This window comes from Paenibacillus sp. PsM32, assembly GCF_030433815.1.
GTDB lineage: Bacteria > Bacillota > Bacilli > Paenibacillales > Paenibacillaceae > Saccharibacillus > Saccharibacillus kyungheensis.
In genome coordinates, this window is record NZ_JARUWY010000004.1 from 112467 (window position 1) to 128689 (window position 16223).

Annotated in this window: 19 protein-coding genes; 15 read left to right on the forward strand and 4 right to left on the reverse strand. The window is 37.5% G+C overall.

Features of this window, described 5'->3' with window-relative positions; translation table 11 throughout:
* The first annotated feature begins 256 nt into the window (after nt 1-256).
* From QCD85_RS10545 to QCD85_RS10580, 8 genes are all read left to right on the forward strand, one after another.
* Nucleotides 257-538 (forward strand): hypothetical protein, encoded by a 282-nt coding sequence (locus tag QCD85_RS10545; protein WP_301262557.1) that lies wholly within the window; start codon nt 257-259, stop codon nt 536-538.
* A 57-nt stretch (nt 539-595) separates the two neighbouring features.
* Nucleotides 596-1030, forward strand: coding sequence for an Imm8 family immunity protein (locus QCD85_RS10550; protein WP_301262558.1), 435 nt, complete (start codon nt 596-598; stop codon nt 1028-1030).
* Nucleotides 1031-1046: 16 nt separating this feature from the next.
* Nucleotides 1047-1550, forward strand: coding sequence for a DUF2247 family protein (locus QCD85_RS10555; RefSeq protein ID WP_301262559.1), 504 nt, complete (start codon nt 1047-1049; stop codon nt 1548-1550).
* A gap of 157 nt (nt 1551-1707) precedes the next feature.
* Nucleotides 1708-2400: a hypothetical protein gene (locus QCD85_RS10560; RefSeq protein WP_301262560.1), complete on the forward strand. Its 693-nt coding sequence runs from the start codon at nt 1708-1710 to the stop codon at nt 2398-2400.
* 16 nt (nt 2401-2416) lie between these two features.
* Entirely contained in the window at nt 2417-2899 is a 483-nt protein-coding gene (locus tag QCD85_RS10565) for a HEAT repeat domain-containing protein (protein WP_273614214.1), read from the forward strand.
* A gap of 90 nt (nt 2900-2989) precedes the next feature.
* The gene (locus tag QCD85_RS10570) at nt 2990-3280 is read left to right on the forward strand and encodes a putative quinol monooxygenase (protein ID WP_301262561.1); all 291 of its coding nucleotides are present in this window, start codon (nt 2990-2992) and stop codon (nt 3278-3280) included.
* 167 nt (nt 3281-3447) lie between these two features.
* Nucleotides 3448-4341: an alpha/beta hydrolase gene (locus QCD85_RS10575; protein ID WP_301262562.1), complete on the forward strand. Its 894-nt coding sequence runs from the start codon at nt 3448-3450 to the stop codon at nt 4339-4341.
* Nucleotides 4342-4682: 341 nt separating this feature from the next.
* Nucleotides 4683-5438: a class I SAM-dependent methyltransferase gene (locus QCD85_RS10580; RefSeq protein ID WP_301262563.1), complete on the forward strand. Its 756-nt coding sequence runs from the start codon at nt 4683-4685 to the stop codon at nt 5436-5438.
* An 84-nt stretch (nt 5439-5522) separates the two neighbouring features.
* Here the strand turns inward: QCD85_RS10580 and QCD85_RS10585 are convergent, their stop codons facing one another.
* Complete coding sequence (locus QCD85_RS10585; RefSeq protein ID WP_273614210.1) at nt 5523-6437, reverse strand: phosphatidate cytidylyltransferase; 915 nt, start codon at nt 6435-6437, stop codon at nt 5523-5525.
* A 96-nt stretch (nt 6438-6533) separates the two neighbouring features.
* Here QCD85_RS10585 and QCD85_RS10590 point away from each other — a divergent pair, with 96 nt between their 5' ends.
* The 4 genes from QCD85_RS10590 (at nt 6534) to QCD85_RS10605 (ending at nt 8975) form a co-directional block, all read left to right on the forward strand.
* Nucleotides 6534-7088, forward strand: coding sequence for a hypothetical protein (locus QCD85_RS10590; protein ID WP_301262564.1), 555 nt, complete (start codon nt 6534-6536; stop codon nt 7086-7088).
* 294 nt (nt 7089-7382) lie between these two features.
* A complete protein-coding gene (locus QCD85_RS10595) occupies nt 7383-7709 on the forward strand; it encodes a PadR family transcriptional regulator (RefSeq protein WP_301262565.1) in 327 nt (108 codons plus the stop codon).
* Entirely contained in the window at nt 7702-8247 is a 546-nt protein-coding gene (locus tag QCD85_RS10600; RefSeq protein WP_301262566.1) for a DUF2812 domain-containing protein, read from the forward strand. Before QCD85_RS10595 ends, QCD85_RS10600 begins: the two co-directional genes overlap by 8 nt.
* 122 nt (nt 8248-8369) lie before the next feature.
* On the forward strand, nt 8370-8975 hold the full coding sequence (locus QCD85_RS10605) for a WGxxGxxG-CTERM domain-containing protein (RefSeq protein ID WP_301262567.1): 606 nt from the start codon (nt 8370-8372) through the stop codon (nt 8973-8975).
* Nucleotides 8976-9132: 157 nt separating this feature from the next.
* Here QCD85_RS10605 and QCD85_RS10610 read toward each other — a convergent pair whose 3' ends face one another.
* Complete coding sequence (locus tag QCD85_RS10610; protein ID WP_301262568.1) at nt 9133-10020, reverse strand: diacylglycerol/lipid kinase family protein; 888 nt, start codon at nt 10018-10020, stop codon at nt 9133-9135.
* A gap of 258 nt (nt 10021-10278) precedes the next feature.
* Between QCD85_RS10610 and QCD85_RS10615 the strand changes: the two genes are divergently transcribed.
* A complete protein-coding gene (locus QCD85_RS10615) occupies nt 10279-11295 on the forward strand; it encodes an SDR family oxidoreductase (protein WP_301262569.1) in 1017 nt (338 codons plus the stop codon).
* A 211-nt stretch (nt 11296-11506) separates the two neighbouring features.
* Nucleotides 11507-12532: an endo-1,4-beta-xylanase gene (locus QCD85_RS10620; protein WP_273614203.1), complete on the forward strand. Its 1026-nt coding sequence runs from the start codon at nt 11507-11509 to the stop codon at nt 12530-12532.
* Nucleotides 12533-12662: 130 nt separating this feature from the next.
* On the opposite strand, the gene QCD85_RS10625 is transcribed toward QCD85_RS10620, so the two are convergent.
* Both QCD85_RS10625 and QCD85_RS10630 read right to left on the reverse strand, forming a co-directional pair.
* The gene (locus QCD85_RS10625; protein WP_274171401.1) at nt 12663-13943 is read right to left on the reverse strand and encodes a sensor histidine kinase; all 1281 of its coding nucleotides are present in this window, start codon (nt 13941-13943) and stop codon (nt 12663-12665) included.
* Nucleotides 13943-14623 carry a response regulator transcription factor gene (locus QCD85_RS10630; protein WP_301262570.1) on the reverse strand — a complete coding sequence of 227 codons (681 nt, stop codon included), beginning with the start codon at nt 14621-14623 and terminating at the stop codon, nt 13943-13945. The genes QCD85_RS10625 and QCD85_RS10630 overlap by 1 nt, the downstream gene beginning before the upstream one ends.
* A 185-nt stretch (nt 14624-14808) precedes the next feature.
* Here QCD85_RS10630 and QCD85_RS10635 point away from each other — a divergent pair, with 185 nt between their 5' ends.
* Complete coding sequence (locus QCD85_RS10635) at nt 14809-16014, forward strand: hypothetical protein (RefSeq protein WP_301262571.1); 1206 nt, start codon at nt 14809-14811, stop codon at nt 16012-16014.
* Nucleotides 16015-16223: the final 209 nt, after the last annotated feature.

Here is a 16223-nt window from a genome sequence, read left to right on the forward strand (position 1 = left end):
CATCTGGATTTGTAGAAAAGTAAGAATTAGATTTTAACATATTAAATATGATATTGATTAGCTTTGTGTCTTTCAAGATTTTCTTGATTACGAAGTAGCATAGTATGTTAAGCAAGGTAATACTTACATTTTGATTCACAAATAACCCTATCAAGTAACATCCTGAGATGATTATGTTTATGCACATTCATAATTAGTTTGCTTTTTTTGATCTAAAATAGAAGCTGTTTAGATGGTTTAAAGAAGGAGAATTGTTATGGAAATATTATTCTCTACAGATGAAATACAAGAATTGAAAGATTGCAAAGAATTATTTGAAGATATGAAGGTTGATGATATCGAAGTAATTTGCTTTGAAATCATAGACGATCTTATACATGGAAATGATATTTATCAGCGAGAAGATATCGTCTATGCTTCTGAGCAATTTGAATTAGCTGTTGAACTATTGAAAGACATAGAGTGGTTTGATAGCTCCAAATTAGAGATTCTATTGCCTAAAGTAAAGCAGTTGTTAATAGCTATTCATTTCGATTAGAGGATTATAATAAATGGTACAGATAGTATAATTATATTTGAAGGAGTGAAATAGCATTTGATCCAACCCGTATTGAAAGACCTTACCATCACAGGGAACCCTAATATTTATGGAAAGCTACAATTTACAGAAACCGAAGATATTGGGGACGATTTTTGTTTATTCGGGACGGCGGGTATAGGAGAAGAAGATTCGATAGGTGAAGATAATTTCGATTTTGTTATCATCACACCCAAAGCATTAGCCAAAAAATTGGAAGATGGAAAACAAATTATTCTAGGTGCACAACATTTTATTGTAAATAAGTTAGACTTTGAATTGATTACTGAAACGATTAATCAAATCTTATCAAAGCATCAAGGCGAAACCTGGGAAGAGGTTGCTATATCTCTTAAACCTTATTTCTCGTGGGAATATACAGATTCTGTACGATTGACTGTTGAGGAATTATTTGAAATGATTAAAGAAGAATCAGAGAAAGATAATGAATAAGAATAGAGCGATAAAGATGAACACGTTACATATAATGCTTCCTTACGAGTATGTTATAAGTCATATTGATTTGACATGGAGTGACATTTTATTTGCTCTAGAACATAATCTCATGGCTAAGAATGCTGCTGTGAAATATGCCTATGATGTTATTGAAAAAGAAGAAAAACCAACGCAGACCGTTCTTTCCTTGGCTTGGGTTAATAATGACGCAGAGATCGATTTTTATCTAAATGAGTTAACGAATCAAATTGTAGAACAAGAAGACAATACTTTACAAGAGAAATTCTTATATCTGCTATTGAATTGGATTTTTGAACATAAAGAACAATTTTCAGATCCGCTTCAGATGGTGGAGATTATTTATGTTGATTTCGATTATCCTGAAGAAATTTCTAATTTTGTTCGTTATATGCCTTCATCCGAACATAGATTGAACTCAGTAGAAGCAAGTATAGATAGACTGTTTAAGAATTGGGAAATGTATTTAAGAGCAGCAAAAATAAAATTCTCTAAGTGATTTTATGTATACATAGAAATGGCTATATTTTATAGGGAATTTAAAACAGCTATTTTTCAAGGCCCTTTACTTTAACTATTTAATCTCATCTGTGTAGCAATTGATGATGCATACTGATAGATATAAAATAGGATTCTATACACCAGTGAGGTAATCTATGGAAGACATGATAGAAGAACTTATAATCAAGGTAAAATACACTATTCAAAATCTCACTAAAATAGAATCTTTATCTCGTTGGGCAGATGAGAAACATCATTTCATGTATAAGCAAGGGTACAATACATTTTTGAGATACCGATTAATACTAGATATTTTGTTGAGACTTCGAGATATTAACGATCCTTTGTTAGATGATTGGGAATGGGGTTATACAGAAAGCAAACAATCTATTTATATAGAAGAGCTTAATGAAATATATGAATTTTTAGTTGGAAAAAGAAATTTTATAGAAGTAATGATAGTCCAAGAGAACGTACTTGAAGCAAAGATTAAATATGTAGAAGAAATATATTTTCTCGCTAATAAAGTGCTAGATGATCAGTATTTGTCTGTATTAGAAGTAGATCAACTTGAACGTTGGGTATCCTCTTTCGTTATTCAGACTGGAAGTCATTGTATTTTACATGAGACAGTCGTAACTGTATTACATCTTCACGATGCATTAAGACATCAACAAAATAAGATTATATCTATCGGAAATCTAGGCGGAAGTACAACGATAAGTGTCAACGATGAAAAGACACGCTTACAACATCTGAAAAAAATAATAGAAGGTATATCTTCATACCGATTAAATTTATGCCTTAATAAACAAGATATTTATTATAACAGTATTACGATTATATAAAATAGGAGAAAAGCTATTGTTAATTTCTATATTAAAAGAAAAAATAAATACAAATCATATCGATGAAGCCATATGTATGATAGAAGAAATAGGAGAGAAAAGGCTGAATGAAGCTGTTCCTTATCTTATTGAACAATTACAACTCACCAAAAGTCATGTATTGAGAAATTCAATTGCTCTTGCTTTACGTGATATCGGAAATTCAGATGCGGTTGAACCTATAGTACATGTATTAAAAGATCCTAAAACGCTAGGGTATAGAGGGACTTTATTAGCTTCTTTAGAACCGTTTGATTATTCTAATCATATTGATATGCTTTTCGGTTTTTTAATTGAAGGTAATTTTGAAGTAAGTAGAAAGTCTTTTTTATTAATTGAATCTATCATCGAAAATATATCGGAAGGAACAAAACAAGAATATCTAGAGAGATTAAAAGATGAGATTGAGCGTTTAGAGGAGAAACACGATCTTCTATCCGAAGCTAGGGATATGTTGTAATTTAAAGTATCGATTTTTGATCTTCCTCCAAAACGGGTATGATAATACATAGCACCTCAAAAATAAATGAACCACAAGGAGAATAGATCTATGACGAATCTTGTAAATAATGCGATTTTGAAAGCAAAAGCAGGGCATGAAGAGCAGTTGAAAGCAGAATTGATCAAAATGTTGGAGCCTTCTCGTAGTGAAAGTGGTTGTATTCAATATACGTTACATGAATCGATTGAACCGGGTGTATTTGTATTTTATGAAATCTGGGAAGATGAAGCGGCGCTTGAATTTCATATGAATACGCCTCATTTCAAATCGTATCGTGAAAATATTGCGTCTCTGGTCGATTCTCGTGAAGCGTTCCGTTTGCACAAAGTAGAACAGTAAAAGCAAGCTCACCACGTAAGTGATTTCTGATCGTAGAAATCACTTTTTAGTTTGTGGATTTTGCGTAAATAGTAGCAACCATACGCTGTCTGAGCGCCAAATTTGATTATCTTCCATTATCTTTTTTATAATTAGATCATGCACCAGACGAATAGGAGTGAGAACCAATGGATAAAGACCAACAACTTGCAATGGTGAAAAAAGTAAGAGAAGCATCGATGAATAATGTCAGTGGCTCTACATTACAACCAAGCTACACACCACAGGTGAAGCAAGAACAGCGCGTCATCCCAACAACGTATGGCGATGCCCCTGTGACTGTGCACATCCCTGATCGAGAGGTTGCTCATCCGTTACCGGTATTCGTTAACTTTCATGGTGGTGGATTTGTGATGGGTGATCCCAAAATGGATGATCCGTGGTGTAGTGTGATTGCCGATCGCGCAGAATGTATTGTGATTAATGTGGATTATGTATTAGCGCCTGAACATAAATTTCCAGCTCCAGTGTACCAATCGTATGAAGTGGTAAAATGGATTGCAGAACACGCCGAAGAACTCCGTATTGATGCAACACGTATAGCGGTCGGCGGGCATAGCGCAGGTGGTAATCTAGCGGCAGCGATCTGTCTATTGAACAAAGAGCGTGGCGATGAACTCAATATTGTGTATCAGGTGCTGGATTATGCACCGCTTGATCTCGCTACCGATCCTGAGCAAAAGCCACAATTTCCTGAAGCGATTCCTAATGATATTTCTCGCATCTTTAACGCTTGTTATTTGGAAAATCCAGAAGATGCACGTAATCCGTTAGCTTCACCTGTATTTGCTCCATCTTTAATAGGGCTTCCGTCTGCACTGGTTATTACCGCAGAACGCGATTCATTGGCAGCAGAAACGGTAGGCTATGCTAAGCAGTTGGAGGAAGCAGGTGTGCAGGTTACAGCGAAGCAATATGCAGGAGCCGCACATGGATTTACTCATAACGGTGAGCTAGCTGTAGCAGAAGATGCCTGGCATCTAATGAGCGATAAACTAAAAGAAGCATTTACGGCACATTAATAATTGAATATAGAATTTACCTTGCATCCATAATTGAATATAGCATCATACAAAAAAGACGATCCCTGATATAGTAGAGGATCGTCTTTTTTGGCAATCAGATCATATAAGGAATATAACTCAATGGATAAAAGTATATCTATATATCGAAAACCTACGTATCGACAAGAAAATATATCTATAAAAAAGTGATATCAAGCAAAATGGCGTTCTAACCGTAAATCACATGATTATAAAGCCACAATAACAGCATACCGGAACTAGCTATCTCAAGTAGATTGATTTATAATATTTAAATGAAACATAGTTTTATTAGATGAAACTATAGGAGCGTGATAACAATGAATAGTAAAGAAAGATTTTCAGATCGAGTAGATTCATATGTCAAATACCGTCCTAGTTATCCGGTAGCCGCTATAGATTATTTGTATGATGTGATTGGTGTCGAGCGAGAAAGTAAGATTGCAGATATTGGTGCAGGTACAGGTATTTTTGCTGAATTGCTTTTGGAACGTGGTAACCATGTGATTGGGGTTGAGCCGAATACTGAAATGCGGGAAGTAGCGGCAACCAAGCTAGCAGAAGAACCTAATTTCGAAGTGATTGCAGGATCGGCAGAAGCGACAGGTCTTGCAGATCAGTCGGTGGATTATATTACTTGTGCACAGGCTTTTCACTGGTTTGATCAGCAAGCGACTCAAACCGAGTTCAAACGTATTTTGCGACCTGAAGGTAAAGTGATGTTAGTCTGGAATTCTAGATTGACGACAGGCACTCCATTTTTAGAACAATATGAGCAATTATTGCGTGATTATGGAACAGATTATACGAAAGTTAATCATAAAAATATTTCAGCAGAGAAATTAGAACCTTTTTTCAAAAAAGATACGATGGAACTGGCGAAGTTCGGCAATCGGCAGGTATTTGATTTCGATGGATTAGCAGGACGTTTACAATCTTCTTCCTATGTGCCTACTTCAGATGATCCTAAGTATCACGATATGATGGAGCAATTAAAGGTTATTTTCGAGCAGAATCAACAAGAAGGGGTAGTCTTTTTCGATTATGAGACTGAAGTGTTCTGGGGAGAAGTCTAACTGGATTATATATTATCTAAAAAAAGCCTCCATCTTCAAAGATAGAGGCTTTTTTGCTGATCTATTCTGATATACAATCGCGTATTACATAAAGTCCATCACATAACGTACCACATGGAAAAAGACAGGAGCGGTATACGTTAAGCTGTCGATACGGCTGAGATAACTTTGTTTTTCATTATCTACTTTCTGATCTTCGCCTATGAGCAGATCTCGCTTGAGTACAGAAACGGTTAGACTACCGAAAAAGCCACTCAAACTAATCAGCATCCCGGTGACCAGACCAAAGTTAGCACCGAGTGGTGTAAGCACAGGAGCTACAAAGTAAGAAGTCACAGCCGTCACTACAAAAGCACAAGCAAAGCCTTCCCAAGTTAAGCTAGCATTGGATGTCGGTACAATTTTGCGTTTCCCGATATACATAGAGGCGACATAATGCACAACATCATTAAGCTGGGTAAGTAACACCAGAAATAATACCAATCTTCCTCCATATTGAGCCGTCGCAAATGGAAAATAAGCAAGATGACTGAGTCCGAATACCATTAGCATCAATCCCCATTGGGTTGAGCTAACACTCCGTAGGAATCCACCTGTGCCTTTGTTAATTAAGCGTGGCAAAGGTAACAGCAAAAACACATAGATCGGGATAAATACGATAAACATGCCGTACCAACCGATATAGATCCAATAAAATTGAATAGGAATGGCTAGATACGCCCATAAAAATAAACGCCGATCCGCTTTGCGTGAACGGATCATCGAAAAGTATTCTTTTAGTGCAAAAAAGGTCAAAACCATCAGCGACAATAGCGATACAATTGGATTAAATAGCGTAGCCAGACAGAAAATAAAGAACATTCCCCACCACGTTTTGATCCGCAATCCGATTACACTATAATCTTGATTTTTTTGAATTTTGCTGACGATAATGTAAATAAAATGGATAACCAGTAAAGCAATAAAAATAAGGATTAATGTTATTAGCGAACTATTCATAAATCAGCACCAACTTACCTTGAATTAGGATTCCATAAAAGGGATCATATGCTATTATGAAGGAATAAAGGTGAATTGATAAGGGGAAATGTTGTGATGGCGGCAGAGCGATCAGTTTTTATTTTATTGACCAATACAGGAACGTTATTTACCAAAATGATTCAGACCTATACGAAAGCACCGTACAATCATGCTTCGATTTCGTTTGATCGTGAATTATCGGAGTTGTATAGCTTTGGAAGGAAGCATCCGAGCAATCCGCTGAATGGTGGTTTTGTGAAAGAAGATATTAAAACAGGTACATATAGCAAATATCCGAATACCACTTGTGTGATCTATGAACTTCAAGTTACCGAGCGTGAAGTAGAGAAAATGCAACGGGTGTTGCAACTGTTTATCCGTAAGCATCAGAAATATTTATACAATATTCTAGGCGTAATCAGCATCACGCTCAAAGAACCTGTCGAGTTCAGTAATTCTTATTTTTGCTCTCAATTTGTCGCTGAAATATTGCAACGTTCCGGTATCAAAATCTGGAACAAGCTTCCTGCACTTGTTACTCCAGACGACTTTCGCCAAAGTGACCAATTGCAATTGATCTATGAAGGCAAGTTAAGTGAGTATGCAGTGAAGTCTGAAGAAAGTCGCTAATTCTCATATAGTCTGTACACCAATAAATAAGAATAAATAAAAGTAAGCATCCACAATGTAGACTTGTATATTACAGGTTTAGACTGTGGATTTTTTTATGAGACTAATCAAATAAAAGTATTGAGTAGTGAGCTTTATAACACAGAAGAATGTAAAAACTAGCACCCATAAGCTTTTGTATATTTTCTCAATGATGGAGTTTACTATTGAATTACTATATCGTGGCGTGATATAGTAGCTGTATTAAACTATATCGAGGTACGATATAGTTGGGGTAGAAAAGTGGAGGAATTTATGAACAAAAAAATAAGCAGTTACCTACCAATGACAGAGACTGCCTTTTATATTCTACTAACTTTGCAGAAAGTTCGTTACGGTTACGGCATTATGCAGGATGTAGAGAAATTAACTAAAGGTCGGATTAAGCTTGGTGCAGGAACTATTTATGGCAGTCTATCTCGAATGGAAAAGGATGGGCTGATTAAGGTAGTAGGTGAAGAAAATCGACGTAAGTCTTATATAGCCACAGATTTGGGCAAAAGTTTGCTTCAGCAAGAAATCGCACGAATTAGCGAATTATATCATAACGCTATCCAAATGGAGGGGAATAACAATGAGTAACAAGAATGTATTCCGTTGGTGGTGGAGTTGGGAATCTGAAAAAATAGAGCGGTGGATCGAAGCACAGGAAATACAAGGCTGGCATTTAGTCCAAGTAAAAAGTAACTTGCTGAGATTTCAATTTGCAAAAGGTTCTCCACGCACAATGCGATATGTATTTGATTATCAGTATGACGTAGCTGAGGATTATAAGCAGTTGTATGAAGATGCAGGCTGGGAACAGATGTATGCGAAAAATAATTGGTATTTATGGCGTAAATCCTATCTAGCAGATCATCCAGAGCAACGTCCAGAAATTTATTCAGATGTGGACTCAATAGTTCAGCGTAACAATCGGATCAAAACAACATTGCTTACGGTAGGTCTGGTATTAATACCTATTCTAATTATGAATATGATGTTACAACCGATGTGGCAAATTCGCACGACGATTCTGGTCGTTTATCTGTTGATTTTCGCACTATTTTTGTACGGGATTACTCGTCTTAATGCCCAAAATCGTAGACTACAAGAAAAATCTACATCCTTGAAGCAGTAAGATTATTCCACTACATTTATACAATTTATTCATAAAAATGTAAAAAATAGTGTTTGAATAGTAGACTAACGGTTAATATAGCCTAACATCAAAATACATTAATCTAAGGAGATTATGACATCATGAAGAAAAAATTTCAGACTACTTTTCTCTCATTATTAATCGTATTGACCGTTGGGGCAACGCCGACATTCGCTTCGACAACAGGAACTACTGGAACGACGGGAAGCACAGGTACTACAAGTAGCACAGGAACAGATTCTACCGGAGTCACAGGAACGGATGCTACAGGAACGACCGGAACAGATTCTACTGGCGTAACAGGAACGGATGCAACGGGAACGACCGGAACAGACTCTACTGGCGTAACAGGAACCGATGCGACGGGAACTACAGGAACAGATTCGACTGGAGTAACAGGAACGGATGCGACCGGAACGACCGGAACAGATTCCACTGGCGTAACAGGAACCGATACAACAGGAACCACAGGAACAGACTCGACTGGCGTAACAGGAACCGATACAACAGGAACCACAGGAACAACTTCTACTGGAGCAACTGGTGTGGCTACAACAACTACTGGAAATGATGCACCGATGACTACCGATATGGATGATGACGATAATGATATGGATTGGGGATGGCTCGGGTTGTTAGGTCTTCTTGGATTGTTAGGTCTTCGAGGACGACGTCATGATCCACGTGACACCAATAGACCTCTTTAATCACACATCAATTACCCAAATAGATTAGATAAATATCTCCAAAATAAGATCAATCAAAAAACACCGATGACACAAAATATGTCGTCGGTGTTTTTTTGGATACAGCGATGAATATAGACATGATACAGACATCTAACGTTTGCCTATCGTTTATCTTTTACAATTCTTCAGGTACAACTACACGAATATGACCAGGAATAATCCGCAGATCCACAGGTAAAGGAGGGCCTTCTTCGCCATCTACATTGGTTTTGACAGGATCGGTTGAACTGACTTTAACATGCTTGGCAGTAAAATAAATAACATCTTTGTGGTCTTTTAGATTACCAAGCAATAACGATAATCCTGCGGTTAATGTATTGAACATATTCAGGTTCGTCATGATAAAGCAGTGCAATAACCCGTCATCTACTTCCGCATCAGGAACCATACTTTCGAATCCGCCAACCGAGTTGGTAAGTGCCGCTAGAAAAAGAGGAGCTTCCCCTTCCCAAATTTCGCCGTCATGTTCGATTTTTAAAGGAGAAGCCGAATTGCTCATCAATTCTTTCATCCCATCTCTAAAATAAGCAAATGCGCCTAATTTGGATTTGTCTTCAGAAGGAACAGACGATAATGCTTCTGCCAGAGAACCAGCAGCAATCACATTGGCAAATAATTGATCATTTAATTTACCCATATCTACATTTTTGACATGAGAAGATCGCAGTGTCTCTATCGCTTGATCAGGGTTCAATGGAATCTGAAGAGCACGTGCAAAATCATTGACTGTTCCAAGTGGAATAATCGCTAATTTCGGACGATGGTCTTGATCCATCAATCCATTAATCGTCTCGTGCAGAGTACCATCTCCACCAATCGATACGACCAGATCATGGCACTCTTTACAAGCGTCTGTGCAGAATTGAGTAGCATCTAATTCTTTGGCAGTCTCGTTGACTGTAACATGGTATCCTTGTTCGCTGAGAATATCTTCTGCTTTTTTGACATATTCTAAGGCTTGTTCTTTACCTGAAGATGGATTAATAATGATCGTTGCCTTCATGAGATGAATTCCCCTCTACAATTTATATAAGTGCATGTAAGCAATTTTGAAAAGTTGGAAATGAATTCGACATCAATTACCATTACCCAAAATAGCAGTGATGATACAAGAATATTACCTTTTCGCCTAAATTATTGAAAAATATAATAATAAAAGTCCTTCCTTTATCATTTGTTTGCTTCCTCTAGAAATGGTATCGTATAGGAGATTTCAGATTATTGCTCAAAAGATTGGCTATTTTGCAACGGAGGTGTATTTATGAAAGCGCTATTTATTGGAGGTACAGGGATTATCAGTTCGGCGATCACGCAACAATTGTTAACCACTGATTGCGAATTGTATCTGCTGAATCGAGGAAATCGTAATCAAGATTTACCTGCTAATGCACATCTGTTGCAAGCAGATATTAATAATGAACAGCAAGTAGCAGCATTGATTGCAGATCTAGACTTTGATGTCGTTGCTGATTTTATTGCATTTGAACCTTCTCAGTTGGAACGAGATTATCGACTGTTTGCAGGTAAAACAAAGCAATTTATTTTTATCAGCTCCGCTTCTGCGTACCAGTCCCCACCTGCGGATTATCGCATTAATGAAGGCACTCCTTTATCCAATCCCTATTGGGAATATTCACGTAACAAAATCGATTGCGAAGATTATTTGATGAAAATGTATCGTGAACACAATTTCCCGGTCACGATTATACGTCCAAGTCATACGTATGATGAACGTTCGATTCCTATGGGTGTACATGGTAGCGAAGGAAGCTGGCAAGTCGCCAAGCGGATGCTAGAAAATAAACCGGTGATTATTCATGGAGACGGTACATCGTTGTGGACGATGACTCATAATACTGATTTTGCCAAAGGATTTATCGGGTTGATGGGTAATATTCAAGCGATTGGAGAAGCGGTACAGATCACATCAGATGAATCGCTAACCTGGAATCAGATATATGGAGCGGTAGCAGATGCGCTTGGTGTGAAGCTGAATGCAGTCTATGTCTCTTCTACATTCTTGGATGCGTGCAGTACAGAAGATTATCGTGGAAGTTTGCTTGGAGACAAAGCCAATTCGGTTGTATTTGATAATAGTAAGCTTAAACGGTTAGTACCTGACTTTGTAGCGACGACTCGCTTCGATCAAGGAGTGAAGCAGGTAGTGAATCATATTCTGAATCATCCTGCATTGCAAAAAGAAGATCCTGAATTTGATACATGGTGCGATAAAGTGATTGTAGCTTTGGAAAATGCGGTTCAATCTGTTCGTTCTTAAAATTTTATTTCATTAGAGAGAAAGCATATACAGTGCTTTCTCTTTTTTTGTTATGTGGTTATATAGCATATTCTATTATTTCCTTATGTTTATAGCGAAAAAATGAAGATAAGTTGTTAAACTTACAAATGTAAGCGCTTATCTCATATTTTGGTAATGTTCGATATCGAAACATACGCAGTCCATCTATTTATCCAGAGGAGGAAATGAGATGTCAAAATCAAGCCTATGGAAAGTGATTGGAACGGTCGCATTAACAGGGGTATTATGTACATCTACTTTTGCAGAGTACAGCTATGCGAGTCTAACCAGTGGAAGTAAGTTTTTAGGTAATATTATTGCTGGGAATGTTCCCGCAAGTTACGGTAACTACTGGAATCAAGTGACACCGGAAAATTCGACCAAATGGGGAGCCGTTGAAGGCAATCGCAATTCGATGAACTGGGGACAAGCCGATATGGCGTACAATTATGCGCAAAGTAAAGGCTACCCTTTCAAATTCCATACTTTAGTCTGGGGAAGTCAAGAACCTGGATGGGTAAGTGGTCTATCTGCGGCAGAGCAAAAAGCAGAAGTAACCCAATGGATACAGTTAGCAGGTCAGAAATATTCGAAATCTGCTTTTGTTGATGTAGTCAACGAGCCATTTCATGCCAAGCCATCTTACAGTAATGCGATCGGTGGAAGTGGAGCGACAGGCTGGGATTGGATTGTATGGTCTTTCCAACAGGCGAGACAACAATTTCCTAATTCCAAATTACTTATCAATGAATACGGCGTTATTAGCGATCCTAATCTAGCGGATCAATATGTGAAAATTATTAATATTCTCAAAAGTCGTGGCTTAATCGATGGAATCGGTATTCAATGTCACCATTTTAATATGAATAATGTATCGACCAGTACAATGACAACAGTACTGAACAAATTAGGATCGACAGGATTACCGATCTACGTATCTGAACTGGATATGACCGGTGACGATGCCACTCAATTAGCACGTTATAAAGAAAAATTCCCTGTACTTTGGAATCACCCTTCTGTCAAAGGAGTGACACTATGGGGATACATCGAAGGACAGACATGGGAGCCGAATACGCATTTACTGAATGCGAATGGTACAGAACGCCCTGCACTAAAATGGTTAAAACAATTTTTCGGCAAAGGGATCACAGATGGACAGTCTATTATGCTGGAAAAAGATAACTTAGAGACTACTGAAGTACCTGCTCCATAATTGTGAATATACCTGATAGATGGAACAGTTTTATAAAATAGCAACAAAAAGGATGCTAGCTTGATCGTTAGCATCCTTTGTTTATATAGTGTCTATATAACACATGTATTGGGAGTACGATGAATCTCATTCAGACCGCATTGAATAGTAAATGAAAAGTGGTCGACTCTCCTACGACGCTAGTAGCATATAACTTGCCTTCATGCTGATCGACAATAGAGCGTGCAATAGCAAGCCCTAATCCATAACCGCCTTGCTTACGAGCACGTGAAGTATCTGTCCGGTAAAAGCGGTCAAAAATACGGGTAAGATGTTCTGGCGCAATCCCTTCGCCAGTATTGGTCACATTCAATAAAACTTCCTGTTGCTGATGTGTAAGTGAAATCGTAATTGTCCCTTGAGAATTAGCATATTTGATCGCATTATCCAGAACAATCATAATCACCTGATGAATCTGTTCTTGGCTACCTTGTACCATAAGATTCGGCTCAATCTCATAATCCAGTGTTAATTCTTTTTCGAAAATAACAGCTTCCATCGTTAATATAATTCGTTCTACCGTTTCACTCAGATCAAATGGCGTATATACCATCGAAGTTCGAGAATCGTCCATTTCTGTCAAATACAATAGATCGTTGGTTAAGCGAGCCATGCGCTCTGTTTCTAACTTGATATACTCTAGCCATCTAGCCTGACTTTCGATCGTTTCTTCGCGATTAGATAACAGCACATCGGCATTCGTATTAATAATCGCCAGCGGTGTTTTGAGTTCATGTGAAGCATCGGCGATAAATTGCTTTTGTTTATCAAAAGCTTCTTTAACCGGATAAATCGAACGATTAGCAAAAAAGCGGCTGGTGAAATACAACGCGACCAACATGATTAATCCTACTACAGCAAATGTATAGATCAGATTTTTTAAAATATCTTGTTGCGCAGTGACATCTAGAAAAATAAGCTTATACCCTGTGCTGATAGGTTGTTTGATAAATGCCCAGTCACTATTATCGAGCTTGAATTGTCCATTGTTTTTGTTAATCGCTTTCGCTTCTGCCAGAGCAGATTGATACAAAGTAGTATCCATATCAAATGGAGAATGGGTGGCTGTCATTTTCCAGTTACTATCGATTTCGATAGAAAAAGATAACGAACGTTCTGTAAATGTATCGTCTACAGGTTGACCATTTCCATTCATCCCGCCGGGATTGTTCATACCCCCTCCACCTGGAGGATTCTGTCCATTATCGAAGTTACGCGGAGCGATGTTAGCAATGCGAGATAACTCACTACGGATATCATTTTGAGCGTTACGATACGTAATCGTATAGATCGAAGCAAATGCGATTAGCATCAATACCGAAATCGTCACGAGATTAACAATCAGAAATCGATTACGAAGCTTGTTGAACATTAAGAAGTCACCTCTTCTAATACATAACCGACTCCACGAATCGTATTAATCTTAACTTGGGAATGCAGGAAGTTCAGCTTTTTCCGTAAAAAAGAAATATATACTTCCACATTGTTGTACTCTACATCCGAATCAAATCCCCATAACTTTTCGATAATCTGCTCTTTGGAAGTGACCCCTTGCTTGCGAGTGATAAGAAGTTCTAACAACTCATTCTCTTTCAGATTTAACTTCATCTCTTTGCCATTCACCGATAGCTTGAGATTGGCTGTATTTAATTGAATATCTCCAAATCGGAGTCCATCTTCGGGTAAAACTTCTCCTTTACGACGGAGTGCAGCCCGAATACGAGCTAACAATTCTTCCGATGAAAAAGGCTTAGCGATATAATCATCTGCGCCATAATCCAGTCCGATCACTTTATCGGTAATCTCACCTTTAGCGGTCAGCAAAATAACAGGTGTTGCTACGCCTTGTTGACGTAATGTTTTGAGAACGCTGATCCCGTCCATTTCGGGCATCATAATATCCAGTAATAACAGATCATAGATCCCACTTTGGGCATAATCCATCCCTGTACGACCATCATGTACGGCATCAACGGAATAATGATTTTTTTTCAAAATTTGGGTTAACGCTTCTGCTAAATGCAGTTCATCTTCTACTATTAATATTCGCATAGTGGCTATCTTCCTTTATATATCGTTCTCTACACATTGATCATTATCCACGTACTTGGTAGAGTAACGGATTGTTTGTATGATACATTAATGATAATGGTCAAAGCTTTAGCCAATCTTAAACCTTATTACTGTATCGACCAGATCTGCACCAAATTTGAATATATCTAAGAAGGTGGGCTTATATGAGTAAACCAATAATGCGTACTGTTACAACCACGATTTCGCCAGAATATGAGATCAGACATATCCAATTCATGTACCAGACAAGGCAATTATTTGCGATCAAGAAATACGTAGATATGTCTCCAGACGATTTTGATTTTGATCTACATATTGAAGATTTGTTTCTATATAAAGGCATTCTAAGTTGTGATGCCAGAACAGGTGAAGTGATTACATATTATTTTCCGCAATCTAAAGTAGCAACATTAAGTAATAGTGCAAATACACATACGTTATTTTATCTAGCTTATAGTGATTATTATAATAGGCTTTACTGTTATAAACGCGATCTGGAAGCAGAAGTAGATCAGCTTGTATTTACAAAAGATATACGTGGCGCCTACGAGCCATCGATCAATCGTATCTGGTCTGTTCATCATTTCTGTTCCCTGAATAATCGGTATGCTCTGATCTCTTATCTGTTGCCAGATCAAGAGCGAGGGTATAACTATGCGCTGATCGATGCCGTAGAGCAAAATATCACTCCTTTTATACCCGGTGATATCATTCGCAATATAGAATCTATCATGGGATTCAACTGTAATGGGACAGAATATCTGCTGATCAAAACAGGTGAACATATGGTACATGAACGAAAAATAGATTGGGAATATAACCGTCCAGAAGTCGAACAATTAATAGTGATTGCAGTCGATGAATTTATTGCCAAAGTGCAAGCTAACGATACAGATTTAAGTGATCATATTATATTTTCTGCTCAAAGTCATGAAGCTTTTGCAGATTTGATTATACTGGATCATCAATTAGTCATTTTAGTCGAGCGATTTGATACAGCAGATTCTCTATTGATGATATACACTGTGGATAACCAAAATAAAGAATATATTAGTTATCCACATGTGTATAACAAATTATATCATCTGAACCACATCTTTTATGCTACCCACACGTCGGATATGTCTACTCGATTGTATAAGTTAAGCACAGGCGAGCAGATTGCTGAGATTTTACAACCTCAAGGAATCGTTACGATGATAGAAGAAGGAATTGTTACTATAGATCAACGTCTGGGGAGTGAAGATCGGCAATTATATATCTATAATGATCAGGGATATACATTATGGACAGAAGATTGTGCCCGGATCGATTACAAGCAGCAGTTTATATTCAAAATAAAACAAAGCGAGCAACATTCTTCTTTATAGAAGTCAATCATATAAATCATTCATTATTGCCATGTGCGCGTATGCGTCATGGCTTTTTTTGTGTTTTGTCAAAAATGTTTTCGCAATGTAAAACATTTAAGATTCACTAAAGGTTAGGGCTGTAAGATTCAAATATAAGCAAGCGAGACACACCAACAGACAACAACATCTACATGTGAGGTAAGACTCAATACACACTTTATAACTAT